The organism is Enterococcus sp. AZ088, assembly GCF_051714845.1.
GTDB lineage: Bacteria > Bacillota > Bacilli > Lactobacillales > Enterococcaceae > Enterococcus > Enterococcus faecalis.
Map to the genome: position 1 here is coordinate 2,367,397 of NZ_JBIOSQ010000001.1, position 26,076 is coordinate 2,393,472.

General features: G+C 38.8%; 25 protein-coding genes. 2 read left to right on the top strand and 23 right to left on the bottom strand.

What is annotated here, in order from left to right; genetic code table 11:
- Nucleotides 1–139 precede the first annotated feature (139 nt).
- Both IGL17_RS11420 and IGL17_RS11425 read right to left on the bottom strand, forming a co-directional pair.
- Nucleotides 140–877 carry an SDR family oxidoreductase gene (locus tag IGL17_RS11420; protein ID WP_002359155.1) on the bottom strand — a complete coding sequence of 246 codons (738 nt, stop codon included), beginning with the start codon at nt 875–877 and terminating at the stop codon, nt 140–142.
- Nucleotides 877–1,458, bottom strand: a complete 582-nt coding sequence (locus IGL17_RS11425; RefSeq protein ID WP_002375707.1) for a DapH/DapD/GlmU-related protein — start codon at nt 1,456–1,458, stop codon at nt 877–879. The genes IGL17_RS11420 and IGL17_RS11425 overlap by 1 nt, the downstream gene beginning before the upstream one ends.
- A gap of 107 nt (nt 1,459–1,565) precedes the next feature.
- On the opposite strand from IGL17_RS11425, the gene IGL17_RS11430 reads away from it, so the two are divergent.
- Nucleotides 1,566–2,450 carry a LysR family transcriptional regulator gene (locus IGL17_RS11430; RefSeq protein ID WP_002370030.1) on the top strand — a complete coding sequence of 295 codons (885 nt, stop codon included), beginning with the start codon at nt 1,566–1,568 and terminating at the stop codon, nt 2,448–2,450.
- 19 nt (nt 2,451–2,469) lie between these two features.
- Here the strand turns inward: IGL17_RS11430 and rbsU are convergent, their stop codons facing one another.
- The 4 genes from rbsU to rbsR form a co-directional block, all read right to left on the bottom strand.
- Complete coding sequence (gene rbsU / locus IGL17_RS11435; protein WP_002414144.1) at nt 2,470–3,357, bottom strand: ribose/proton symporter RbsU; 888 nt, start codon at nt 3,355–3,357, stop codon at nt 2,470–2,472.
- Nucleotides 3,358–3,377: 20 nt separating this feature from the next.
- Complete coding sequence (gene rbsD / locus IGL17_RS11440) at nt 3,378–3,773, bottom strand: D-ribose pyranase (RefSeq protein ID WP_002355102.1); 396 nt, start codon at nt 3,771–3,773, stop codon at nt 3,378–3,380.
- A gap of 15 nt (nt 3,774–3,788) precedes the next feature.
- Complete coding sequence (gene rbsK / locus IGL17_RS11445) at nt 3,789–4,706, bottom strand: ribokinase (RefSeq protein WP_002381157.1); 918 nt, start codon at nt 4,704–4,706, stop codon at nt 3,789–3,791.
- 91 nt (nt 4,707–4,797) lie between these two features.
- Nucleotides 4,798–5,793: a ribose utilization transcriptional repressor RbsR gene (rbsR, locus tag IGL17_RS11450; protein ID WP_002370032.1), complete on the bottom strand. Its 996-nt coding sequence runs from the start codon at nt 5,791–5,793 to the stop codon at nt 4,798–4,800.
- A 211-nt stretch (nt 5,794–6,004) separates the two neighbouring features.
- Between rbsR and IGL17_RS11455 the strand changes: the two genes are divergently transcribed.
- Nucleotides 6,005–6,979: an alpha/beta hydrolase gene (locus tag IGL17_RS11455; protein ID WP_002410038.1), complete on the top strand. Its 975-nt coding sequence runs from the start codon at nt 6,005–6,007 to the stop codon at nt 6,977–6,979.
- A 62-nt stretch (nt 6,980–7,041) separates the two neighbouring features.
- Here the strand turns inward: IGL17_RS11455 and IGL17_RS11460 are convergent, their stop codons facing one another.
- From IGL17_RS11460 to IGL17_RS11540, 17 genes are all read right to left on the bottom strand, one after another.
- A complete protein-coding gene (locus IGL17_RS11460; RefSeq protein WP_002355097.1) occupies nt 7,042–8,409 on the bottom strand; it encodes a PTS ascorbate transporter subunit IIC in 1,368 nt (455 codons plus the stop codon).
- Between the two features lie 14 nt (nt 8,410–8,423).
- Nucleotides 8,424–8,723 (bottom strand): PTS sugar transporter subunit IIB, encoded by a 300-nt coding sequence (locus IGL17_RS11465; RefSeq protein WP_002367331.1) that lies wholly within the window; start codon nt 8,721–8,723, stop codon nt 8,424–8,426.
- Between the two features lies 1 nt (nt 8,724).
- Nucleotides 8,725–10,734: a BglG family transcription antiterminator gene (locus IGL17_RS11470; protein WP_010713778.1), complete on the bottom strand. Its 2,010-nt coding sequence runs from the start codon at nt 10,732–10,734 to the stop codon at nt 8,725–8,727.
- Between the two features lie 165 nt (nt 10,735–10,899).
- Nucleotides 10,900–11,124, bottom strand: a complete 225-nt coding sequence (locus tag IGL17_RS11475; RefSeq protein WP_002415869.1) for a hypothetical protein — start codon at nt 11,122–11,124, stop codon at nt 10,900–10,902.
- 46 nt (nt 11,125–11,170) lie between these two features.
- Nucleotides 11,171–11,572 carry an LPXTG cell wall anchor domain-containing protein gene (locus IGL17_RS11480; protein ID WP_016616802.1) on the bottom strand — a complete coding sequence of 134 codons (402 nt, stop codon included), beginning with the start codon at nt 11,570–11,572 and terminating at the stop codon, nt 11,171–11,173.
- On the bottom strand, nt 11,553–12,686 hold the full coding sequence (locus IGL17_RS11485) for a DUF916 and DUF3324 domain-containing protein (RefSeq protein WP_010707083.1): 1,134 nt from the start codon (nt 12,684–12,686) through the stop codon (nt 11,553–11,555). Before IGL17_RS11485 ends, IGL17_RS11480 begins: the two co-directional genes overlap by 20 nt.
- 87 nt (nt 12,687–12,773) lie before the next feature.
- Nucleotides 12,774–13,463 (bottom strand): WxL domain-containing protein, encoded by a 690-nt coding sequence (locus IGL17_RS11490; protein WP_010713776.1) that lies wholly within the window; start codon nt 13,461–13,463, stop codon nt 12,774–12,776.
- A 426-nt stretch (nt 13,464–13,889) separates the two neighbouring features.
- The gene (locus IGL17_RS11495; protein ID WP_010707081.1) at nt 13,890–14,861 is read right to left on the bottom strand and encodes a dimethylarginine dimethylaminohydrolase family protein; all 972 of its coding nucleotides are present in this window, start codon (nt 14,859–14,861) and stop codon (nt 13,890–13,892) included.
- A gap of 111 nt (nt 14,862–14,972) precedes the next feature.
- On the bottom strand, nt 14,973–16,418 hold the full coding sequence (locus IGL17_RS11500; protein ID WP_002381148.1) for an alkaline phosphatase: 1,446 nt from the start codon (nt 16,416–16,418) through the stop codon (nt 14,973–14,975).
- A gap of 87 nt (nt 16,419–16,505) precedes the next feature.
- Nucleotides 16,506–18,419 (bottom strand): endonuclease MutS2, encoded by a 1,914-nt coding sequence (locus tag IGL17_RS11505; RefSeq protein WP_406943509.1) that lies wholly within the window; start codon nt 18,417–18,419, stop codon nt 16,506–16,508.
- Nucleotides 18,420–18,765: 346 nt separating this feature from the next.
- Nucleotides 18,766–19,509, bottom strand: a complete 744-nt coding sequence (gene dagF, locus IGL17_RS11510; RefSeq protein WP_002361094.1) for a 2-dehydro-3-deoxy-phosphogluconate aldolase — start codon at nt 19,507–19,509, stop codon at nt 18,766–18,768.
- Between the two features lie 3 nt (nt 19,510–19,512).
- The gene (locus IGL17_RS11515) at nt 19,513–20,616 is read right to left on the bottom strand and encodes a DgaE family pyridoxal phosphate-dependent ammonia lyase (RefSeq protein WP_002389182.1); all 1,104 of its coding nucleotides are present in this window, start codon (nt 20,614–20,616) and stop codon (nt 19,513–19,515) included.
- Between the two features lie 11 nt (nt 20,617–20,627).
- Nucleotides 20,628–21,479, bottom strand: a complete 852-nt coding sequence (locus IGL17_RS11520; protein ID WP_002359140.1) for a PTS system mannose/fructose/sorbose family transporter subunit IID — start codon at nt 21,477–21,479, stop codon at nt 20,628–20,630.
- A complete protein-coding gene (locus IGL17_RS11525; RefSeq protein WP_002355079.1) occupies nt 21,479–22,228 on the bottom strand; it encodes a PTS mannose/fructose/sorbose/N-acetylgalactosamine transporter subunit IIC in 750 nt (249 codons plus the stop codon). The genes IGL17_RS11520 and IGL17_RS11525 overlap by 1 nt, the downstream gene beginning before the upstream one ends.
- 23 nt (nt 22,229–22,251) lie before the next feature.
- On the bottom strand, nt 22,252–22,746 hold the full coding sequence (locus IGL17_RS11530) for a PTS system mannose/fructose/N-acetylgalactosamine-transporter subunit IIB (protein WP_002355078.1): 495 nt from the start codon (nt 22,744–22,746) through the stop codon (nt 22,252–22,254).
- A gap of 19 nt (nt 22,747–22,765) precedes the next feature.
- Nucleotides 22,766–23,167, bottom strand: a complete 402-nt coding sequence (locus IGL17_RS11535; RefSeq protein WP_002367343.1) for a PTS sugar transporter subunit IIA — start codon at nt 23,165–23,167, stop codon at nt 22,766–22,768.
- Nucleotides 23,168–23,238: 71 nt separating this feature from the next.
- Nucleotides 23,239–26,052 carry a sigma 54-interacting transcriptional regulator gene (locus tag IGL17_RS11540; protein WP_025193355.1) on the bottom strand — a complete coding sequence of 938 codons (2,814 nt, stop codon included), beginning with the start codon at nt 26,050–26,052 and terminating at the stop codon, nt 23,239–23,241.
- Nucleotides 26,053–26,076 lie beyond the last annotated feature (24 nt).

The following is a 26,076-nucleotide window of genomic DNA, read 5'->3' on the forward strand; positions in this document are numbered from 1 at the left end:
AAATATTCAATTTATTAATGAAACAACGTGTTTAATCATATAATAAACCAACAAATAAGTAAATATCAAATTCTAAATTCTGTAAAAAACGAACAATCACGATTAAAAAAAGTATTCCTTTCTAGGAATACTTTTTAAATTAAATCGTTTGTGTGGTCGGGCGAACAACCATTTCACTGATTGACATACGATCTGGCGTGTCTATGGCAAAGACCACTGCTTGCGCAATGTCTTCCGCCTTTAAGCCCCAACTTAACTGTTCTAGATGTAACGTTTCAGCTACTACTCGATTAGAAATTGTTTGATAAAGTTCTGTTTGTACAGCACCTGGTGAAATAATCGTTGATTTAATGTTATTCTCTCTTTGTTCTTGTCGCAATCCTTCCATAATTGCTCGAACAGCAAACTTTGTTCCACAGTAGACAGCCGAATCTGGATAAACGACATGTCCTGCCACAGAATCAGTAGCAATAATCTGCCCTGATTTTTGTTCAACCATAATTGGAAGAACTGCCGCAATGCCATTTAAAACACCCATAATATTAATATCTAGCATTTGACGCCATTCTCCTTTTGGTGCTTCAATAAGAGGCGCCGTTGGCATAACTCCTGCATTGTTAAAAAGAACATCAATTCGTCCATATTTTTCCATTGTAAGCTTGATTACACGCTGAACTTCCTCTTCTTTCGTTACATCTGCTTGTTGCACGAGAATCGTTGCTTCAGGAAGTTCTTTTTTTATAGCAATTAAACGTTCTTGTCGACGTGCTGCAATGACTAACTTCGCTCCTTTTCTGGCAAGTAAACGGGCTGTTGCCTCACCGATGCCACTGGAAGCGCCCATGATAACAATAACTTTTTCTGATAATGATTTCATTATATTTCCTCCTTATCTTCCTGAATCCAACGAATAATTTTAGCTGGTGTTCCTGCAACAATAGCGTTAGCTGGCACATCTTTAGTTACAGTCGCATTAGCTGCTACGATAGCATTTTCACCAATCGTAATACCTGGTAAAACAGTGACACCCGCGCCTAACCACGCAAATTTTTTAATGGTAATTGGTGCTAGCAATACGCCTCGCCGTTTCATTGGCATTTCCGGATGATTGACACTTAAGAGATTAACGCGCGGACCAATTAAAACATTGTCTTCAATTATAATGCCCCCTAAATCAACAAACATAGCTGCCCGATTAATAAAAATATTTTTACCAAAATGTATATTGCGTCCAAAATCTGTATAAAAAGGCAATAAAATCGTAACGGTTTCGTCAATTTTGTCTTGGATAATCGTGGCAAGAAGATTCCTTACTTCATTATGTGTGTAGGCTTGTTGATTTAATTCTATTAAATAGCGACTATTTTCCTCTTGAATCTGATGAATAAGTTGAAATAGTGGTTCATCTTTATCAATGCTACCTGTTGCAATTAGTTCTTGGAGATTTTTTGTAAGCATTCCTAATCGCCTCCTTTTGCTAAATTTATCGTAATACGTGACAACTCCTCTGTCTAATACTTATAATAAATAGATAAGTATGCGTTTTAGTTATAGGAGGGAAAGTAATGGAATTACGAGTGATTCACTATTTCTTAGCAGTGGTCCAAGAAAAAACGATTAGTGGCGCAGCCAAACAATTGCATGTATCACAACCAACATTATCTAAGCAATTAAAAGAATTAGAGGAAGAATTAGGCGTGACATTATTTATACGAGGAAATCGACAAATACAATTAACACCTGAAGGAGAATATTTAGCTAAACAAGGGCAAGATATTTTAAGCTTAGCGAATAAAACAGTCACCAACTTGTCGCAAAATGAATTCATTAATGGCGAAATCACGATTGGTGGCGGCGAAACAAAAGCTATGTCTTTTTTAGCGAATGCACTACAACAAATAACAAGCCAGCACTCAGCTGATATTCACCTTCATTTATACAGTGGGAATGCAGATGATGTAATAGAACGGCTAGACAAAGGATTATTAGATTTTGGTTTAATTATTGAGCCTGCACCTAAACAAAAATATAGCTATTTAACATTACCAGTTGTAGATACATGGGGCTTAATTACTGTAAAGGACCATCCCTTAGCCACTAAAAATGTTATTACTGCAGCCGATTTAAAAGAAGAACCTTTATTTATTTCTCGACAAGCACAAGTTCCGAGCCAACTCTCTGATTGGCTCGAAGCAAGTCTAGATCAGTTCCGAATCGTTGGGACCTACAACTTACTTTACAACGCTTCACTGATGGTAGAAGCTGGGCTAGGTAGCGCCCTAAGCATTGATGGTATTCTAGAAACAAAGCAAACAAATTTACGTTTTATCCCGCTATATCCTGCTTTAACAGCCAAAATTAGTTTAATTTGGCGCAAAAATACGGTTCTTTCCACAGCTGCTGCATTATTTTTAGAACAAATAAAAAAAAGTATTCAACGCCCTGAATAATAGGTCGTTGAATACTTTTTTAAATCATCACTGTGATCGTAGCTGCTGCCAAAATCAAAACTAAGCCGATAATCGTTACGGTCATTTCCTTGGCTGTTTTCTTTTGACCTAAGAACCAAATACCTGTCAACGTTGCAAGCACAACTGATGTTTGGGATAGAATAAAGCCCGTTGCCAAGCCGTTCATATCTGGCTGCGCTGAAATTAAATAAGTTAACGCTGCAAAGGCGAAGAAAAAGCCTGAAAAAATTTGTTTGTAAGAAACAGCTTCTATAAATGGCGATATTTCCCCACCCTTAATAGTGACAACTGCTGAGTAAATAACTGCGACAATTACCATGCCTATTGCTTGTGGTAAAAAGGCATGCATGCCATCAATTGCCGTCGCTTGGGGTGCTGCAGAGTACGCCCAATAGCCGATTTCACCAACGGCTAATAGAAGAACTGCTTTTTTCATAATCCCAGCACTCTCAGCGGACTCCGTTTCCGACCAGACCGTCATTTTGGCACCAATCATGATTAACACTAAGGCAAATGCGCCTAACAATTTGGCTGTCGCACCTGGCCAGTTTCCTAAGAAAAAGACACCCCAGAGAGAAGCACCTAAAAGTTGGAACGCGGTCGTTACTGGCATAGCACGTGATGACCCAATCATCGTGAAGCATTTAAACGTAATGATTTGCGCACAGGCCCAACCGACACCAGATAAAATTGAAAAGAATAAATCCATGCCCGTTGGAAAAGCTAAACCATTAATCATTGAAAAAATAGCGGCAAAAATTAATGTTCCTAAACTGGTCCCGAGAATTTGATTCACTGGACGACCACCAATTTTGGAAGCGATTGTTGGGAAAAGCCCCCAACCTAGAAGCGGTCCTAAACCGATTAATAATGCAGTCGCATTCATCTCTATTTCCCCTCTCTCGTTTAAAAGACAACGTTACTTTCTAATAAAATATTTGCGTAAGGGGTCATTTCCCCTGTCCGAATAAATGCATGGCAGTTGTTTAATTCTTGTTTCATTTCTGTATGAGGAATAAAACTGATGGGAGTTTCTGGTAAACGAGTTTTAATTGCTGTCAACATATCAGGATTTTCTGTTTTAATTTCTTCTGCTAAATAAATTCGTTGAACTGCCAATTCCTCAAGAACATTGTTTAAAACTTCCATAAAACTAGGGACACCATTGGTAACTGCTAAATCAATTTTTTCTGTAGTTCGAGGCACTGGCATGCCCGCATCACCAATACTTAATTTATCAAAATGACCCATTTGTGCGATAACGCGGGAAATATCTGAATTAATAACTTTTGTTTTTTTCATGTCGCTCGCTCCTTTTTATTTGTCTGCCAATTCGTGTTGATAAGGAATCGAAGGTTGGGCTCCAAAACGTTGAACAGTCAACGAGGACGCCTTGTTTCCATAACGAATAGCTTCTTCCAAATTGCTAAAGTCTTTCTCTAATATACTACTTAATGCGCCAATAAAAGTATCGCCAGCAGCCGTTGTATCAACCGCTTTCACTTTAAAAGCAGGCACAATACCACTTCGTCCATTGACGTCATAAAAGGCTCCTTTACTACCTACTGTAATAATTACTGCTTCAATCCCTAATTGATGAAGTGCTTCTGCAGCTTTACGCATACTCGCTTCATCTGTGATTTTAATACCTGTCAAAATTTCGGTTTCTGTTTCATTTGGTACAATCATATCTGTCACGTTTAGTAATTCTTCAGGAACTTGTTCTAACGCAGGTGCGGGATTTAAAATCGTTTTGACGCCTGCTTTTTTAGCAATTTTAAACGCTGCAATCGTACTATCAATCGCACTTTCAAATTGGGCAATCACAAAATCACTTTTTTCAATAATTTCTTGATGTTCCTGTACTTGTTTTGGCGTAAAGGCATTATTGGCTCCCGCGTAAATCATAATGCTATTTTCACCAGCGTTATCTACCATAATAAAGGCTTGGCCAGTAGCTGTTTTCTCTAAAGTGGTGACCCCAGTTAAATTAATTTCATCTTGACTCATTAAATCAGTCATCATAGCTCCAGCGCCATCATTTCCCACAGCACCAATAAAATATGTTTCTGCGCCTGAACGTTTCGCTGCAACTGCTTGGTTTGCTCCTTTACCACCACCCGCTGTAAAATGTTCAATGGCGTGAATTGTTTCGCCTGGTTTTGGCATTTCTTTGACTCTTAATGTTGTGTCTAAATTGATACTTCCGATAATTGTAACCGCGTTCATTTTCATCCACCTCAATAAAATTTATTTTTTCATTCTAATTAAAACGTTTTAGTAAAACGTTTTAATTCCACAACAAAAATATAGCACACCTTGAAAGCTATTTCAAGGGTGCTGTCGAAAATCGTTCAATCAGTTGGACAGGCAAGGTTTGCTCCTCCCAATCTTTTGCAGGCTGATGGATTCTTTCCAATAATAGAGTCGCCGTAGTTTGCCCCAATTGAAAAACAGGTTGAGCAATTGTTGTTAGCGGCGGCGAAACATACTCGCACATATCAACATTGTCATAACCAATAATACTATAATCCTCAGGAATTTTTTTGCCCGCTTCTGCTAATCCTCGATATAAACCAAAAGCAATTTCATCATTGATAGCAAAAATTCCGGTGCTCTCTGTTTTTAAAATTTCGGGGACAGCTTGGTAGCCGCCAGTTTTTGATAATTCTGTTTCGATTAACTGGACCTTTTCCGTATAAACAGAACAAAAACCTTTTAACCGTTGCTGAATATTGACTGGCGCATGTGGTGGCATTACCACGACGACCTGTTTATGTCGTTGCTCTTGTAAATGCTTTGCTGCTAGTTGCCCACCTCTATAATCGTCTGTCAAAACAGCATCGCTAAAGCCTTCTGCTTTTTTTTGGTCAAGTACAATAAATGGAATCTTTTTCGCACGTAGCGTTTCATTAATCGTTTGATTGGAAATTTCAGAACTTGCAATCACAAAACCATCGACACTGCGACGAATCAACTCTGTTAAATATTCATGTTCTCTTGTAACATCTTGGTCCGCATTGCATAACATCAGTATAAAATTTTCTTTGTATAAAACACTTTCAATTCCTCGAATCAATTGCGCAAAAAATGGGTTGGTAATATCAGGTACGATTACGCCAATTGTCTTACTTTTTTTCATCACCATACGTTGCGCAAAATAGTCGGGTTGATAGTTTAATCGCTCTTTTGCAGCTAATACTTTTTCGACCGTTTTCCCACTAAACCGTGCCCCATTCCCGTTTAAAATTTGTGAAACGGTAGTAATAGAGACACCTGAGTCATTGGCAACATCTTTAATTGTAACCTTTTTATTTGTCATCCTACTTCTCTCCTTGCCGTGAACGCGCCCATTCACCGGACCTCTTAATCTCATTTAATTTACTACAATCATTTACTTTACGCAACCACAAATAAATACGTACATTCGTTTAAACCGTCCTTTCATCCCTTCAACAAATTTCGTTGTTCTACTTTTAAAATGTTATACTGTAGAAAAAATGATTTACTTTTTGCTGAATGGAGGGCCTTAATTGAAAAAGAAATCGATTGGTTTGTTGTTAGCTAGCGCATATTTGTTCCACGCACGTTCTCGTCAAAAATCCTTAAAAGCCTGTCTTTTTGAAGATTCTTTACGTCTTTCCCAAATTGCTCGCCTTGAACGAAATCCGAAAGTCACCAAGGCTTTTTATCATTGGCAACGATCATTAAATGAACAAGTAACTTTGCCAAAACATTTACGTCATCTTTTTCCTCTTCAAGAAATGACTCAATTTCCTACGATGTATCGCATGTCAAACTCCGTTATTGCGCCTACCAAGAAAGCTGTACTGTACCTGCATGGTGGGGGCTTTACATTGAATCTCGCCTATAGCCAATTAGACTTTAGTTATAAACTAATTGAAGATCTCCCTTTTGCAACAGATTATTTTATCCCTGTATATCCATTAGCACCAAATAAGTCTTTTGCTGATATTTATAATCATTGCTATGCTGCTTATCAAGAAATTTTACAGCATTATGATCCCGAAGATGTTATTTTATTAGGTGATTCTGCTGGTGGCACATTGGTTTTAAACGTATTACAGAATTTAGCCACCGATTTCCCTGAACGCTTACCCAAAGCTGCTGTTTTAATTTCTCCTTGGTTAGATGGACATTTAGACATTCCTGTTGCCAAAAGTTATCAAAAAAAGGACAAAATGATTGGCATGAACTATTTACAATTAATTGCCCAAGAGATTGATGACACGGCTAATCACTCCACGCTTTCTTTAAATTGCTTGTCCTTTGATTATCAAAAATTTCCGCCACTTTTTTTCGTGGGCGGCACACATGAAGTTTTTTGCCCTTCCTATCACCAATTTTTAAAACAATTAGGGCCACGACCACAAGATACTTGCCGATTGGTGCCTGGCATGCAACACGTTTTCGCAATGAAACAATACTTGCCAGAAGGACGACAAGCGCGGAAACAAATTGCACAGTTTATCCAAGAACAATGGTAAAAGGCAAATGGGACAGAAGTCAAAACGACTTCTGTCCCACTTGCCTTTTTAGAACAAAGCACTTAGTTTTCTTCGGCGACTTTTTTCTCCCGCATAGTCAAAACAGCGCTAGCCAAAAGAACAACCACTACAAAAGCAATGATTCCTCCTACTAAAAGACTCGGACCTGCCTCACCTAATTTGCCTAAAAATAGGCCTGGGATTAAATAATCTGTATCCGCAAACGTTGAGGATGCTAACTGTAGATCACCCAAGACTGGTAAAATGAATAACGGTAACCAACTAATTAATAAGCCATTAAACGCAGCCCCTAAAATCGCTCCCCGACGTCCCCCTGTGGAATTTCCAAAAACGCCTGCCGCGGCACCACAGAAAAAGTGCCCGACAACACCTGGTATAATCACGGTGGTATTCAGACCAACCATCGCTAACATTGAAATAGTTCCCACAATAAAGCTCACAAAGAACCCAATCAAGACAGCATTTGGCGCATAAGGAAAGATAATGGGAACATCAAGTGCTGGTTTAGAATTAGGCACTAATTTTTTAGCAATTCCTTGGAAAGCTGGCACAATTTCTCCTAAAACCATCCGCACACCCTGTAAAACCACTACGAAACCAGCCGTAAAGGTTCCTGCTTGAATTAATGAAAAGATGATCGCATTTTCGCCATTGCTTAACTCATGCTCGACATAGCCTGTCCCAGCCAGCAAAGCCAAAATCACATAGACAATCGACATCAAAATCATAATTGAGATGGTTGAGTCTCTTAAAAAACCAAAACTTTTAGGAATTTTAATATCTTCCGTTGACTTTTCTTTATTCCCAAAGACTTTTCCAATAAAGCCACTTGCCGCATAACCAATATTCCCTGTATGCCCCATTGCTACTTTATCATTTCCAGTAATTTGTTTCATAAAGGGCTGACAAAGAGCAGGTGTCACTGTTAATAAAGTTCCTTCAAATAAACCACCTAAAAGAATCATTGGTAAACTAACGCTAAAACCGGCCCCCACTAAAATAACGGCTGTCAAACACGAAACGTACATCATCGCTTGACCTGTCAAAAAGATATATTTAAAACGTGTAAAACGCGCCAACAGAATATTAACAACCATGCCTACCAACATAATCAGAGCAGTTGGTGTCCCATATTGTTGCAAGGCAATCGCTACAACTGCTTCATTACTAGGCACCACGCCTTGTGTATTTAATGCGGTTTGAAACATCTCCGCAAAGGGCGTTAATGAGTTCGCCAATAGCCCTGCGCCACCAATTAAAACTAAGAAGCCGACGAATGTTTTCAACGTTCCTTGAACAACATCAGAAAATTTCTTTTTCTGTAAAACTAATCCCAACAAAGCAATTAATGAAACCAGAATCGCTGGCTGGCTAACAATTGAAACAAATAAATTCAATAAAGTTTCCATGTTTTTCCTCCTTCTTATTGATGTGCAATGCCATTGTCATCTAAAACTTTCAAGACTTTCTCCTTCGTTTCATCGTAATCAATAATCGCATTTAAAGGAATGATTTTTTCAGCAGGAATTGACCCTAAAGCATCTTGCAATGTTTTTTCGACAAAGAAGTAATCAGCCATATCACCACTGGCACTCCCGACATCTGTGTGATCAATTTGAAAATTATCTGTATCAACACCGACTTCCTCTAAAATTTGTTGGATATTCATTTGCACCATAAAACTTGTTCCTAAACCACTTTGACAAACTGTAAAAATCTTCATCTTATTTCTCTCCTTCTTGGATAATTGATAGTATTTCTGGGACGGTTTCAGCCGCCACTAAGCGATGTAATGATTCTTTTTTTGATAGAATTTTTGTCAGACTAGATAAGGCCCGTAAGTGTGTTTCGTTATCTGAAGCAGCTAAACAAATAAAAAGGTGAATTTCATGCTTAGGATCTTCTAATAAATCGACACTTTTTTGGATTTTTAGTAATGACATGCCTAACTGATTAACGCCATCTTCTGGTCGCGCATGAGGCAATGCTACGTCTGGACAGATATGGATAAATGGCCCAAACGATTCGACTTTTTGAATCATTGCATCAATGTACTTTTCCGTAATACTGCCATTTTTTAATAACGGCTTGGCAGCTTCTGTGATTCCCGCTCGCCAGTCTGCAACTTCAGGCAGGACTTGGACTGTTTCTGTTGTTAATAATTCCGATAACATTGGACGCAGATCCTCCTCTTTTTCTAAAATTTTGTTCATTTTACGATGTAAAACACGATATAACTGCGCTTCTGTGACTCCTTTTTTTAAGGAAATGTAAGGTTTTAACGCATCTAAAATATCTTTAACATCTGGCATGGAAATACCTGGCAATAGCCAATCTGATTGAACTTGGTGCATCAATTGATTTTTCTCCAAAGAGCTCATAATGGGCTTGGTAAGATAAACCTTTTTGGCTGTTTCAATAGGAACCGTTGAGAAAATGATGTCATAACTTTTTTCAGATACATTCTCTATTTCCCTCACCGCATTCGTTTCTTTAAATTCAATCATTGGAAATAGCCGACGCAATTCCGATTGCAAAATCAACGAAGAACTGATGCCACTTGGACAAACAATTAGCGCTTTTAGCTTTTCTTGCCGCTGTTCATTTTTTTGGCCGAAAATTTCTCCACCAAATAGTATGGTAAAAAAACCAATTTCCTCTGACGGGATTGAACGTTTCGTTAATTTTTCTAAAGGAGCTAACGCTTGTTCACAAAGATGATAAAGCGACCGATACGATTGTCGAATATCCTTGATTAAAACATTGGGCAAGTAAAAGCCATAGTTAATCCGAAAATAAGCAGGAACCAGATGATAATACACATTCATGAGCAATTCACGAGGCTGTTCAAATTGAACGACGGCCAATAATTCCATTTTCCGAATAATTTCACCAGAAATATCTAATAAAAACTCTAACTTCGTATCTCGCAATTCTCCTTGCAAGGCTGTCATTAAACAAATCGTGAAAAAAAGACTCTCAGTTTCTGCATTCGCCACTGGCCCAACTAAATCACTTAAAATACGACGACTGACGGGATAAGCGCGTAAGGACTGAATTAACTGGTTCTCAGGCCAGACGACTGTTTCATATTTGCCTAATCTTTTTTGAGAAAAAGCAAGAAAGTAACTAATTTCATCCAATCTGCTGGGTACCAGTTGAAGCTGCGCTTCCTGGACGGCTAATTGAATGCCGTCACGCATTTTTGCGTATTGGCTCATTTGATGCTGACTGAGCCAGCAAAATAAAGCAAAGGTGCCCGACTTTTGTTGTAAGAGGCGGGCAAGCCAATTTTTCCCGAAACGACGAATCCGAAATTCATCTCCTTCTAGGTAAAACCCTCGTTTTCGTTCGTAGGATAAAGCAATATTTTCAGTTGCTAGTTGGTGTCGTACTTTTTTGATGTCCGCTAAAATAGTACCTTTCGAAACATCTAAAAAATTTTGGTAATGATACACCGATAGTTCTTCGATTTCTGAATAAGTGAGTAAAAAAATGAGTGCTTGTCTTTCTGTTTCGCTATAAATCACTTGACGTTGTTGAAAAAGTTGTTTTCCCCATTCATTTGCGGAAAGGTTTGGAATACTGACGGTATTCTGTTGAACTTCTCCGCCTATTGTCGAAAGTTGCGTCACTAATTCTCGTTGCGAAAGATCGGTTATTTGTTGAGCCAAAGAGAGCGCAATTTTTTGCCCTGCATACTCGTCAAGGAGATAACTTATTTTATAATTCACAGCTGTGTCCTCCTCCTGTAATTATCATATAATGATAGCGCTTTATTTTCTATCTAAGTTGGGTACAAATGTCTACTGTACTTTTTTGATAAATTGTACCGTTCTTTATTTTAAAGTTAACAAAAACCCGTTGCAAGTTTCTTAAAAACTTACAACGGGTTGTCATTATGTTAATTGTGTTTGTAATGCGATATTCAGTAAGATGGCTATCGCTACCCAGCCGCCACACATCACCAGAAGCAGCCAACTAAACATTGATTGTTTTACTAAAGACTGCTTAGGCTTTGCTTGGTGAACAAAATTCATGCTACTTACTAAGAATAGTAAAAATAAAGCAAAACAAAGGACGGCCAAGCCAGCACAAATCCAAATCCACATCGTAATCTCCATCTATATTCCTCCTTCTACAATTGACTCTGTTTATAAAAACAGCACATTATTTTTCCTTTTTCCTTTTTTTATTCAAATAATAGAAACTTATTAGTACTACGAGTAAACATGCAATACCAAGGCTGTAAAGCCACGTGCTATTTCGTTCACCTGTCCTTGGTAAGGACGTCTGTGCAGCTGTGGGATTCGTCTTAGCAGTGGTTTTTCTGCTCACTTTGTCTTGTTGTTGTGACGTTTTTTTACCTTTATTAGTGACTGGTTGTTCTGTTGACTTAGTGCCACCTTTCGTTTTTAGAGGTGCCTTCCCTCCATAAAACGTCACACCGATATTCGTTTGTCCCGCTTCTTCTGCAAAGCTCTCAGAAGAAGCGGTCAGAATCGCAATGCTGACGGTTAAAAGTATTCCCAATGTCACCAGAAGTGATCCTTTACTTTTCGCTGTCATCATCGCGCACTCCTTGTCTATTTTTCAAGGCTGCCTGTTTTTCTTGTTGTAAATAGGCTTGTTGTTTTAGTATCGCTTTCTGTTGTGTAAAACGCCAAATAGCTAGAATTAGACTCACAATTGTTGCAGCTAACAATCCATAAAAAGCTTGATTCCACCAAGTCGGTAGGACCAATTTCACTACTGCTTCTTTGTTTAATTTCTTGGCTTCTTGACTACTGATGGTAAATTCTTGCTTAAACGGCCACACTTGTTGTTCATCTTCTTTCAAGACCGCTTCTCCTTCAAAAATATAGGTTCCTGGACGTACATCTTCTTTTCCAAAATCTAAGTGGAAGTTCATCGTTGAATTCGGTGCAAAACGAACACTTGGTAAAATCCGTTTGGCATATTCTTTCGTTTCGCCTTTTTTCGTTACTTTTCCTTCTAAACGTACTTCAGGAAAAATAGCGGATGTCGGATTCTGAATAACCGCTTGGACCGATTTATTTCCTAAAGCAATGGTCGGAACTAATTTAACTAATTGAAGAGTCTCTGCTAGATACATCGGTGTATCTTCTGACATTCGTAAAGCAATTGCTACATTAAATCCATATCGACTGGTTAAACCCGTTGATTTTCCTTTTTCTTCCTTTTCATCTTCTGCAAGCGAAGCATAAACACCACCCAAAACTAATCCTTGGAAACCATTCGCTGGAATTTCGACAGTCATTTTGGCTGTTACGGTTTTCTTAGCGGGAACTTTTACATGTTCCTCAGGTAATTTAATTAATGTTGTCAAGGGTACTTTTAAACTTGAATCTGGTTTTTTCTCAAAATCATTGTACACAATTAAACCATTGTCATTCGTCACAGCATTCGCCAAATTTAAATCAATCGTTAATTCTTCATTTGTTTTATTAATTAATGACAGTTCTACTTCTTGTTTCTGTCCTGGTTTCACAATGAGATCGTAGTAGGATTGCGTATTTTTCGCTTGATTCTCTGGAATATTGGGTTTAACTGTAAATTTTGTATTCATGTTGTCATCCGCTTCTTCTGCTTGTACAGCAGAAGGGATGCTTAATGCCATCACACAAATAAAAACTGTGACGATTAGCCAGCGCATTGTCTTCATTATTTGTTCCTCCTATGTATCGAAAAGGAGCCGTGCACCAGTGCGCAGCTCCTTTTCTAGTAATGCAGTATTCTCGTTAGTAACTGTTTATGGCGCAGCCACTAATGTCCAAGTTACGTTACCTGTATACGCACCATTTGTAATTTTTGAACTAGGTGTTGTAATGTTTAATTTTACATTTGATAATTCAGAATCCCATGTACCTTGACCTTTACCAACTGCTGCTGTAGCAATTGATACAGCTGCTCCACCTACTGGAATAGTTGTTCCAGCAAATTCAGGGCTTCCTGGGTCTGCTGCAAAGGCAGCCACATCACGTGAGTATGTTTTTGCTGTTTCATCGTATTTAGCTACCGCACCTGTTTGCGCAAAGGTAATTGAACCTTCTAAAGTAGCAGTACCATTTTTCATTTCAGCAACGCCTGCAGTAACTGACCAACCAGCTTGTGTTCCACGAACATCCCCGACCGCATAACGTTTTGTTTGTGTACCATTTGCATCTAATGAAATCGCTGATAAATCAGAACTAACTTCTGTCGAAGCAAATTTGAACTCTGTTGGAACATATAACAAATCAAAATTTGTATTCGAGCCTGGTTCTGGTTCTTGTGTGCTTCCGTCATCTCCATCACCATTACCACCTGGCAATGAACCACTTGTCATCTCTACGTTTGCTGGTGTTGTACCAGTCGTTGTTGCATGTGCTGCTGCAGGAGCGATGCTTGCCCCTAAAATTGCCGTTCCTGCAAATAAAGTTACCAATGTTTTTTTCTTCATTTTACTCTCTCCTTTATTATCTTGGTTGATTAATGAATAAAAAAGTGAAAAACTTTTCTATCTCAGTAGAACGTAAACTAAGTATAGCGAAAAAAAGACTACTTGTGATTTCAAATTTTAAACACCTCATGCAAAAAAAATGAATTTACTATAACATCACGGTTCCAACGACTTTTCGTGTCTTTGAAAACGTAATTTTCAAAAGAGATATTGTTTTTCCCCATTTATAAAGTGGTAATTTTATAAAAAAACAGCGAGAAAACGTCAAAACATTAGTAATGAACACTAACATTTTGACGTTTTCTCGCATTTATTAAATCAAAATTTCCTCAATATTTTAAAAAAAAATAGTGAAAACTAAAATTATATCGTTTTCATAGACAAAACGTACATTTTTTCTTACGAAAATTGATAATCACTCGCTGACTATTCTCTAATCAACGCTTGCGTTGTACAACGGAAAGAACCACCTAACATTCTAGAAACATGGTAATCAATTGCCTCAACTTTGATACCTTTTGCTTCTATTTGAGGAATTAAGGTTGTAAACGATTGGTCCGTTATATACGTTTCTTCGTTAAGCGGTAGACCATTTGTCACTAAATACGCTGCTTCTTCCAAAGTAACGTGAATTTTTCCCCAGTTTGCTAATTGCGCAGGAAGTCCATCCAAAAAGGCCTCTTCACAAACAATCATCAAGCCATCTCTCAACAAGCTTAACGCACAATCTAAGTGGAGAATATGCGGATGTAACCGAACCGGCACCACTTCATAACCAAAATGACCAATCATATTGGCTAACCACTGAATTCCTGCTAGGTTACTTGCCAAGCCGGAGTATCCCACAAAAATTGTTTTTCCTAGAACTAAAACATCGCCGCCTTCAATAAAGGGACCTGCTTCACTTAAAATGCCTTCAGAAGTGTCAGGTTGTGGCGCAGCAAAATAATAGCCTTCTGCTTCTTGTGTCCACTGCTGAATAATCGGACGAATTGGTAAAATTTCTTGTCGACGGTGTTGAAATCTTAAGTTTCCTTCTATTAAGAGATTGCCAATTGTAAAAAAAGGGTCTCGTGAAAAGAAGTTACTATATCCTACACCCAATTCCTTGCCATGTTCTTTTTCATAGGTTGTCAATAAACGTGGACGAAATACTTCTACGCCATAAGATTCTAATACTCCTTGCATGACTTCTTTTTCTTTTTCCCAACGCACTTGTTGTTCTGGTGCAAAGTCTGCTAAATCACGCCCTTCATTATTCTGTGTTAAACGGGCATTTTCCTCTGTTAAAAAAGTCGTATCCGCTTCATCAAATTTATCTGGTAAACAAAATTGCGATTGTGCTAAAACAACTGAACGCAACGGTGCAAATTCACTTTCAACATGCATTTTTTTCATTATTTGACCTCACTTTTATCTGGTTACCTTCATTATAACAGAGATAAATTTTTTATGCCTTCAATGAAGAAAAAGCAGAACTTCTATACGTTCTGCTTTTTCTTCATTTTGTTATTTACCAATACCTTTATCTTTAATCTCAGCTTTTTGCCCGGTGCCATCTACTAAGCCAAAAATAATCTTCGCTTGGTCTGTATTATCAATTTGTCCTGAAAAAGCTTCTGCTTGTGGGCCATAAGCATAGACATTTACATCTTCTCCTGTGTGTCCGCCAGTAGTCCAACCAGTATTCGAACGTTCATCAAAAATCTTTCTTAATGCCTGAGCGATTTTTTCAACATCTTTTGACTCCGCCGCTGTTTTCACTGCTTTCAATTCAGCCTCACTTAATTGAAAATCAATATACTCAGTCACTGTTTTTTCCACATTACCATTTTTAATGATTTCTTCTGCCATGAAATCAGGCGTGCGTTTTGCCGCATGTAAAGGCTCCGTCAACCAGTTGTATTGATCTCCTTTGCCTAAAGACAAGCCCCCTGTTGAATGATCTGCAGTTGTAACCACCAATGTTTCACCATCTTTTTTGGCAAAATCGATGGCCTTTTCAAACGCCGCTTCGAAGTCTTGCATTTCGCTCATCGCGCCAACAATATCATTGCTATGCCCGGCCCAATCAATTTGGCTACCTTCAACCATTAAAAAGAAGCCTTTTTCATTTTTATCTAACCGTTGAAGAGCCGCTTCTGTCATATCAGCTAATGAAGGAACTTCTTCCGTTCGGTCAATCATTTTAGGTAGCCCGCCTGGTGCAAACAAGCCTAAAATTTTGTCGTCTTGGTTCTCATTTAACGACTTTTTATCTGTGACATGACCATAACCCGCTTGGGAAAATTCTTTGACTAAATCACGATCTTTCCGCGCAAATAATTCGGAGCCGCCGCCAAGTAACACATCGACTTTGTGTTGTCCGTCGATTTGATCATCAAAATAGTCATCGGCGATTTCTGCCATATTTTTGCGTGAAACATTATGTGCGCCATATGCAGCAGGGGTTGCATGTGTTATTTCAGATGTTGCTACAAGCCCCGTTGATTTCCCCACTTTTTTCGCACGTTCCAGCACTGTTTCTGTTTTGGACTTGTCATTATCGAGTGCTATAGCATTATTATAGGTTTTTACTCCGGCAGCCATCGCTGTCGCTGCGGATGCTGAATCGGTGACATTCTCTTCTTCATCTTCTGGATAAGTGGCTTGCTGTCCGACTAAATAGGTATCAAAAGCTGTTTGGGGAACACGCTTGTCTGAGTGATTGGCTTTGAAATAGCGATAGCCCGTTGTATACGGATTCCCCATGCCATCTCCAATCATAAAAATAACATTTTTTACTGGTGCTTTTTCGGATTCAGTTGCCTTCGCTTCAGCAACCTCTGTTTGTTTTTCGCCGCTTTTCTGTTCAGATAAATTTGTACAACCCGCTAATGTTGTGAATGTTAATAAGGTAACCCCTAGCAAAGCTCTTTTCTTCATTTCCTTGTTTCCTCCTTCATATCTACCCATACATTGACTATAACAAGTCTTAGTTGATTTCTGATAAATAACAAGTAAACAAAGTGTTAAGTTGTTGTGTTGCTTCTGTTAAGTTCCTTATTTGTCGCGTCTTGCTGCTCTTTTTTCGGCCTCTTTGAGTAATTGTTTCTGCGCTTTTTTTGAGCCGCGTTCAATATCTTTGAGTTTCTTTCGTTCATGGAAATCTGTAAATAAACTTTCTAAATCATAGTCTTGCGGATATAGATCTTGTGCTTTCGCTTGTAATTTCAACCGTCTTCGTGGTACATTTTCAATTTTATCATTCACAAATACTTGGATTTCTTGTTCACCCTCATCTGTAAAAACCAACCCAATTTGTTGTGTTTCTGTCAATAGGACACGATCACCTTTTTGATAACGGTGTGTTTCTTCTACAAACGTGGCAAAGGTCGTTTCTTTTGCTTTCAGGGGTTTAAATAAACTTCGATTAGTAGGGTATTCTTTCCGCTGAATATAATGAGCCGCCTTTTCAATGAGCTGTGGCTCCATCTTCATTTTACGTGCAATCCAAAGCGCCTGACTATCGCCAACTTCACCAATTTTCAATTGATATTTGGGCGTTAATGTTTCACGATCGAAGGCCATTGCAGCGGGCACAAAATCATCATGTTCTTGGGCAAAACGTTTAATTTCACCATAATGGGTCGTCGCAACTACCAAGGCACCCTTTTGATACATCGTTTCCATGATCGCAATCGCTAAGCCAGCTCCTTCGTTTGGCTCGGTGCCACTGCCAATTTCATCTAATAAAACAAGTGTGTGTCGCTTAACGTTACGCAACATTTCCGCAATATTTTTCATGTGCCCAGAAAAAGTGCTTAACGCATTTTCCAGATTTTGTTGATCACCAATATCGACAAAAATTTCATCTAATACTGGAATCTCTGTGCCCGCTTGTGCTGGAATTTGCAACCCAAATTGTGTCATGACAGTCAATAAGCCAACTGTTTTCAAGACAACCGTTTTACCACCAGCATTGGCACCTGTAATGACAAGTCCTCGATACTCTGCTCCTAAAGAAAACGTCAATGGTACTGCGTGCTCTAATAAAAGAGGGTGTTTTCCTTGAACAATGCGCAAGCGTTCTTCTTTGTTTACTTTTGGCGTAATCCCACCAATTTCGCGACTATACTTTCCTCGTGCAAAAATAATATCTAAGGTGGTCATTGTATCGACGGCTTGATCGACAAGTCGTTCTTGCTCATTAATTAACCCAGTTAGTTCTGCCAAAATTTGATATTCTTCCGCTGTTTCTTCCGCTTTTAAGAGTGTCAGTTGTTCATTTAATTTACTAATTGCTACAGGTTCAATAAAGACCGTTTGTCCTTTATTGGATTGCTCAATGACTGTGCCTGAAACCTTATTTTTATAGCTAGCTTTGATTGGTACCGTGTAATGTTCCCCTTTTTTCACCATCATATTTTCTTGAATATACAGTTGATTATTTTTATTGCGTAAAAATTTGGTGACTTTTGTTTCAATTTCTTGTTGGCATTCATTGATTTGACGCCGGATTTTCCGAAGTTGTCGAGAAGCATCGGTGGCAACTTTTTGGTTATGGATTTTCGTATAAATTTGTTCTTCGATTGCTCTGAAATCAGCTAAGTGCTGACTGTAACTAAATAGGCGTGGTGTTTGGTATTGATTTTTTTCAAAAAACTTCTGGATTCGCTGACTACTTCTTAAAAAGTCAGCCACCTCAATCAATTCGTTTGGTGTAAGGATTAAGCCTTTTTTCACTTGTTGAAGCAAGCGGGTAATTTGGCTCAAGCCCATGAAAGGGACGTGTTGTCCGCTATCAATAATTAAGCGGGCCTCGGTTGTTTCCGTTAAGCGGGACTGCACTGTTTCTAAACGTGTTGCAGGGACCATTTTCGCCAACCGTTCTTTACTATACTCGCCAATCGCACGTGCTTGAACTTCTTTAAGAATTGTTGTAAATTGTAATTTTTGAATGGTTTCATGATTCATTTGTTTTTTCTTCCTTTCTATCACGAAAAGAATACCTGGCGCCTTTAAATAAAAACCAGTTTCTATAGAAAAAAGAGGACAGCGTTCTACCGCTGTCCTCTTTATCATTGGATAAAGGTTACTAAAGAAACCTCTTCTAAAGGAGGTATTTAGTAAATGAGATGACTGACAGGTATCACTTTCTAAGCACACCAAATAAACCTTGCTTGGTTCACTGGTTATTCAACTTATCAATTAGATACCTACGACACTCACCAAAATACCCCACATTCATTTGTTGGTTTTTATTTATTCTCCACTTGAGAGTAGCAAATCTGGTGGAGAAAGTCAACTAAAGATTGGCCCTTTACTTATTCAATGTGTTTTTCATCATGGTTAGTAACGTTTTCACGTCTTCTGTTCTAGTGTCCCCTGTTTCTTGATCAATAATTGAGCTGTAGACATGAGGAATGATTTTTTTAACGCCGGCATCCACCGCAATTTGAACAATTTCTTCAAAGTTTTCTAAATCAATGCCCCCTGTTGGCTCTAAATAAAAGTCATACTTGGCACAAGCTGCTGCTACTGCTTGGTATTCTTCTTTGTGAGCCAAGCCTTTCATCGGGAAATATTTAATGGAACTGCCCCCCATGTCTTTCAACAATTTGATGGCGGTTTCGATAGGCACTTCCGCCGCTGGCGCACCAGAGCTTAACGGACCTGTCGCAATGTTGACATAGCCAACTTTGCCTGTGGGTGAAACCAAGCCATTAATCACTGTTTCGTCTTGACGAAGTAAGGCCCGCGAAGCGCCGACACCTGTGAAGACTTGGTTCACGTGTTGCGGTTGTAAAACTTCTGATAAGCGAGCCACCATTTGACTTTGATTTGGATCACCAGCTCCTAAACCGACAGATAAAGCGTTGTTGGTTGCTGCTTGGTATTTTTTCATATCGTCAATGGCTGCTTCATCGGTTTCATAGTTTTTTGAAAGGACGCCTAACACAACATGCCCTTCTGCTGCTTCATAACAGGCTTGGGCATTTTCTACTGAATTGGCTAAAACGTTTAAACAAATGCGTTCTTCTAAATAATTAGGTTTTAATGACATGGCTTATTTCTCCTTTGTGTCCATAATTTCTTGTAATCGTTGCACGATTTTGTTCATTTCTTCTTGATTGACAGAACGAATGTCAAACTCAATGATGCCATTGTTTGCTTGATATTCTCGCGTATAAATGGCTGGACTTTCTGCTTTTAACGCTTGGATGACTTCCTTGGCGGTTTTTCTGCCGTCCACTTTGACACTGGCGCGATAAATGTCTCGTCCGGCGCCATCTTGGACGATTTTAGCGGTTAAATCTGACAGGTTGTTGATGGCTTCAACAAACGGTTTTAAGCGTTCTTGCATCGAAGCCCCTGATTCACTGCCATGTGCCAAATATTCTTCCACTGCTTGCGTAAAGCCCAGGATATTGTCTTTGCCAATTTTCATTGCTCGACCAATGCCTTTGCCTTGTAGGCGCACCCAGTCAATGTATTCTTTTTTCCCGACCACTAAACCAGCACTTGGCCCTTCAATGGCTTTGGCGCCGCTGTAAATCACCAAATCAGCACCTGCTTCGGTGTATTTGAAAAGATCTTCTTCTGCTGCCGCGTCAACAATTAGCGGCACCTTGTGGCGTTGCGCCACTTTGGCCGCTTCGGCCACCGTCAGCATACTTTTTTGCACGGTATGGTGGCTTTTGATGTATAGAATGGCCGCTGTTTTTTCGGAAATCATCATTTCCACGTGTTCTGGACTGCACATGTTGGCGTAGCCAGCTTCCACCACTTGGCCGCCGCCTTGCGCTACCATGACTTCTACAGGCGTGCCGTAGTCCACGTTGTGCCCTTTAGGTAAAACAATCTCCCGTTGTTCGATCTTTTCTGTATAGGGATGATATGCGTGGTACAAGCTGCCTTTTCCAATCAAGGCAGCCACCGATTGGGCAATCCCCGCCGAAGCCGAGGAAACGATTTGGGCATCTTCTACCTTCAACAAGTTGGCTAAAAAGGCCCCTGTTTGCACACTAAGTTCACTCATTTCAAAGAAATGTTCGCCGCCGAATCGTTGAGCCGCGAGGACTGCCTCCGAAACTTTGGAGACACCTAGAATGGTCATTTTGCCAGAAGCATTAATGACTTCTTTTAAATGGAATTTTTCGTAACTATTCATTATTTTCTCCTTTATAACAAACCAAAGAATGAAGTGACCAAACTAACTAAGACTATCGTGCCGATAATGATACCGTAACGTGGGCCTTTTTTTACCATGAAGAAATAAATAGCCATGACTGCTGCTAAAGGAAGCAACCCTTTCATAATTTGATCTAGGATATCTTGTAAAACAATCGTGGCACCGCCAGTAACTTTAAACGTCATCGGGCTAGCAATTTTAACATAACTCGCACTTAAAGCGCCCATCATCATCATTCCTAAAACATTTGCTGAATAAATGACTTGCTTAATTTTGCCGTCTTTTAACAAACTTAAGATTGAATTACGCCCTAATGTATAGGACTTATTCACTAACGTCCAACTGATGTATAACGTAATGGCTGTGTACAGAACCAACGGACCGATACTTCCAATCACGTTACCTCCTTTAGCCATTGGAATAAAAATGGAAATGATTAACGGCATTAATGCTGCCCAAATAATTGAATCGCCAATCCCAGCCAGCGGACCCATCAGCCCAGTTTTAATCGATGTGATCGCCGTATCAGAGATCGCTGCGCCATTGGATTTTTCTTCCTCCATAGCAATTGCAATCCCTTGAATTGAAGCCCCTACTGTTCCTTCAGTATTAAAAAAATTCAAATGACGTTTCAGAGCTTCTCTTTGTTGTTCTTCATCGTCTGCGTAAAGTTTTTTAATTGCAGGAATCATCGATGCACAAAAAACTAAACTTTGAAGACGTTCATAAGAATTTGATAATTCACAGCCTAGTTGATAAATCCAAAAGGCTTTGGATAATTCTTTTTTAGTAATTTTTTTCTGTTCCAATTGTTGTTCATTTGCTTGTGTCATTTGTTCCATTATGCTGCCTCCTCACTCAATGCCTTGTTTCTAACTAAAAAGGCAATACAGATTCCTAAAATAGCGACGGCCATAACTTCTGCGCCAAAATATACTACTGCAACAAAACCGATTAAAAAATAAGGAATCAAATTTTTCTTGCCAATTACCATAATTGTTAAGGCGAATCCTAACGCTGGTAAAATACCACCCATTACTTCAAAGCCGTGCATCAACCATGCTGGGATAACTTCTAAGACTTTATTCACCACGGATTGACCAAAAAAGTTCGCCGCAAAAACCAACGGAAAGCGAATTAAAAATCCCGCTAAAGCTGGATAAACAAACGCAGCTCGGTAAATCCCCCCATAATTTAACTCTTCTGCATATTTATCAGCCATATGCACCCACGTCGCATTGATGGTCCGCCGTAATTGATCCATAAAGACGCCTAACACACCAAAAGGAACAGCTAGTGCAACAGCCGCCTCGGCATTCATTCCCACACCTAAAGCAATTGGAATCGCAATTGCTGAAGCTAAAGCCGGATCACTAGGCACATTGCCGCCCGGTGTGGAGGTGACTCCTAGATAAACAAGTTGAATCCCCGCACCTACAACCATTGCTTCACTAAGTTTTCCTGTTGCTAAACCAGCCACCAACGCTGCACCTAATGGCTGAGACAGCATGCCTGAAAATGTGTACCCAAAACGCAAACGTGCAAACCAATAATAAAGTCCCATAATAATTGAAACACCTAAAACGCCCATATGATTCTCTCCTTTTTCTCTGATTATAGTGATTGATATTTTTCAATTAATTTTTGAATTGGTAGGGGATTTTCTTCGGGAATCGCTTGGAAGAAAACATGGATGCCCTTCGTTAAAAGTTCAGTCAAAATTGCAACATCTTCTTCAGATAAATTGATATTTTTTAAAACATTTTTCCGATTTGGTCCGCCACCTAAGCCACCAACTTGAATCTCCTCTTTAATAATTTCTTGGTCCACCATCGCTTTTAAGGTCGTTAAATCTGGCACTAAAAATAACACCTTTTTCTCTTCCTTTTCTTGCGATTCCCAATATTCTTTGGCACTTTCAATCCCTTTAATTACTACAGAAACCCCTGGAGGCGCCGCCATTAAATAAATACTTTGTAAAAATTCATCTTGCTCTAGTTCATCACTCACTACCAAAATTTCATTTGCACCTGATTGTTGTAACCATTTAGTCACTACTTGTCCATGGATTAAACGGCTATCGACTCTTGTTAATACGATTTTTGACATTCTGTTCACCTGTACTTTCTTATTTTGGAATTTCTAAAATTTGACAACTGTCTACTGCTGCTTGTTGAATCATCTCTGCATCTTGTAAACGAAACCCAGGACCACTTTGTTTCATGACGGATTCTAATAATAACGATGTGCATAATCCGGACACAATCAAGAGATCATAATCTTTTGATAAACGCAATGCAACATTACTAGGTGTGCCGCCTTTAACATCTGTTAAAATTAGCAACTGGTTGTGCCACGTTAATTGTTCAATTTTTTCTGTGACTCGTTCTAAATAATCCCCCAGTGAATCCTCTGCTTGTAATGCTACTTCATGTACATTTGTGACTTCTCCAACAATCATCTGGACGCTTTTGACTAATTCCAAGCCCCAACCATTGTGTGTTAAAAGTAAAATTGGTTCATTTTCCATAAACAAACTCCTTTGCTAATTAATCATTTTATTAAAAGCAATAAGTGTGCCAACTTTCATTTTCGTTTGAATTAAGCCTTTTCAAAGAGCAATTCATAAATATAACGCACTTCCAAAGGTGGAATCAACAAATTATAGGACACTTCAATCGGTCGAAACGCCATTTTTATGACAGATACTGCTTCTGGCAACTCTCGGTATGACACTTCATAAGCTGTCGGGTCATATTCTGGATTCAATAATTGCCGCTCTAACATACAGGCACAATGAATGATAAAACGAAGTAAAATCTTTTCGTCACTTTTTATTTTGGTTTGCAAGCAAATGTCTGAATAAATCTTAGCTAATTCGATTGAAATGGTTGTAGGATTCAAAACCGTTAGTAAGTCTGTAATAGCTTCGATTGATAATCCTTGAATATATTTAGCTGAAACTTTTTTTAGTAACTCTTGGTTTTGTTTTTCTTCTAAATGATGGCCTAATAATTCGAAAACTAGCTGAATGCCCCGCTTCGATAGTAAATCTTGTAAAGAAATAAACGGAATATCTGGCACTTCTGTCTTTACGGTGCCAATGATACCAACGATTTTCTCTTCTTTCCGAACAAAAGAATGCAAACGATCAATGTCTTCCACTTCTCTTTTCTCTAAAGTAATGATGCGTACATTCGTTAGTAATTCATTAGGAAAAGTTTTTAGTAACAACTGTTCAATTTTAATAGCAGTCCCCATGCCAGTTAGACAGGAAATAATGAGAACTTTTGCCTCGTTGAAGCGACCTTTACTGCAAATCAAGGCGCGATGATTTTTTTCTTTTAAGACTGGTAATAGATACTCAAACGCCGTCGATTCATAAATGACTTCTCGGGCCACTTCTAGCAATGTTAAGAGATTGATATTGCTAATTAGCAGCACTTCCATTTGAAACGTTTGACTGATAGCATTACCAAAGTAAACCAAGGAACCGATGTCCACCATTAAAATAATTTTTTTATACTGATTTTGCTTTACAATTGTACGGACTTTTTCTAATGTTTCTTCCACGGATTGATTAATCGGCATATCAACTGCACGCATGACCGTTGTTGAAAACAGAAGGTTGGTGTACTCAACCATACTGCTGGCCGTCGCGGTACCATGAGCAACGACGATAACGCCACAGTTTTCTTCAACTGAGTGCGCTCTTTTTTTAGCTGTGACTTTACGAATAAATAGATCAAAAAAGAGGATTTCCGTATCAGCAAAAGAAATCCCAAACAATGTTTGTAGAAAGTCCACCATGGTCTTAGCAGCTTGATACTGGGTTACTTTGCCAGAATAGATATTTTTGGTATCTGAATAAAATGTTTCATTCATTTGTGCAGAATAAAAAACAGCAGAATAAAGGTGGACAATTAAAATATTCTGGAAATCCTCTGTCAATTTTTCTTGGATTAATTGTTCAAAAAAGACAATGGCTTCTTGAATTTTTGGCTGCAATGTTTCGTCAATGGCCTCTAAGGCTAGCGGTTCTTGAGCAAAAATGTCCATATCATAAAGTTGCTCGACTTTGTTTTGCATGATTGCTAGCGCATCCTCTGTCGAAAGAGTTAATTTTTTCAAATCCGCATATTCTTTCAATAGAAAATTATAAAAACGATCATTTTTCAGACTTTCCGATTTGAGTAACTCTTGACTGCTTAAATAAAAATGGTTGTATTGAATCGTGAGGCCATCGTTAGGTATCCACTCATTAAAAGCCAGCAGACTTTCTACATCAGGTTGCTCTTTGACTGTCCCCTCGTTTGCTTCAATGCAAATAGTTTCCGTTAATTGATCGAACACTTCTAAATAGGCTTGTGCGCTCATAAATTGAATCGCCGCTTTCAATTCGCCAACGTTGGCTTCAAAATGAGTAAACGTTAATTGTTTCAACGCCTCATAACGAATATGGATATTCTTTTGAATCCGTTGACTTTCTTCTAAGAAAAAGGACAAAATCAATTGAATTTTTTCTTTCATAGAGCGCTCGGCTAAAGCTGGAATGGCTAATGTCACAGGGATCCTTCTTAAAAACGTTTTCAAAAAATGTTGATTGACGGCTTCGGTTGTTGCAAAAATAAATTTTATCGATACATTTCTTTGTTTTTCGGCTTCGCCCATCCGTGTAAAATACCCTTTATCCAAAACTGTAAACAATTTTTCTTGGCCTTCGCTCGTTAATCGATGGACTTCATCTAAAAATAAAAAACCGCCATCTGCCAACTCCACTAAGCCTTTTTGGTCATTGACGGCACCAGTAAAACTGCCTTTTTTATAGCCAAACAGATGCGAAGTTAATAATTCTGGATTGTTGAAATATTCTGCACAATTAAAATAAATAAACGGGACTTCTTGGTTCATTTTAACTTGATAAAATTGGTGTAATTGTTCTGCAATTAAGGTTTTCCCCACCCCAGATTCTCCAGTAAGTAAAATATTCAAGCCATTAGGCGGATATAAAATAGCGGCTTTCAACTTCTTGATGGCGTCTGCTAAGCTCCCATCAAAACCAATTACGTTCGCAAATGGATTCATTTTCAGTAGCTGCTTTTTCTTATGTATCTGTTCTGTCTGTTGATAAATGTCCTCTTGCAGCGAAGCGAGGGAATCGTAGCACGTGCTACTTTTAAAAAAAGGAAACTGTTCCTCTAAGTAGTCTTTATCAAAAAATAACACCGGTCTTGATTTAACTTTAACGACTTGGTCTTTTCTCACTAATTCTGAAAGCTCTTCACTAACAGCGGTTCGGGTATAGCCAGAGGCCTGACTTAATTGCGAAGCCGTTGCGGGCAACAAGGTTACTTTGCTACTTGGATTTTGTACGTGAAACTGTTTTAACGCTTGATGAATATTATCAATTCTCATAGTCTTTTCCCCATTTCTTTTTTG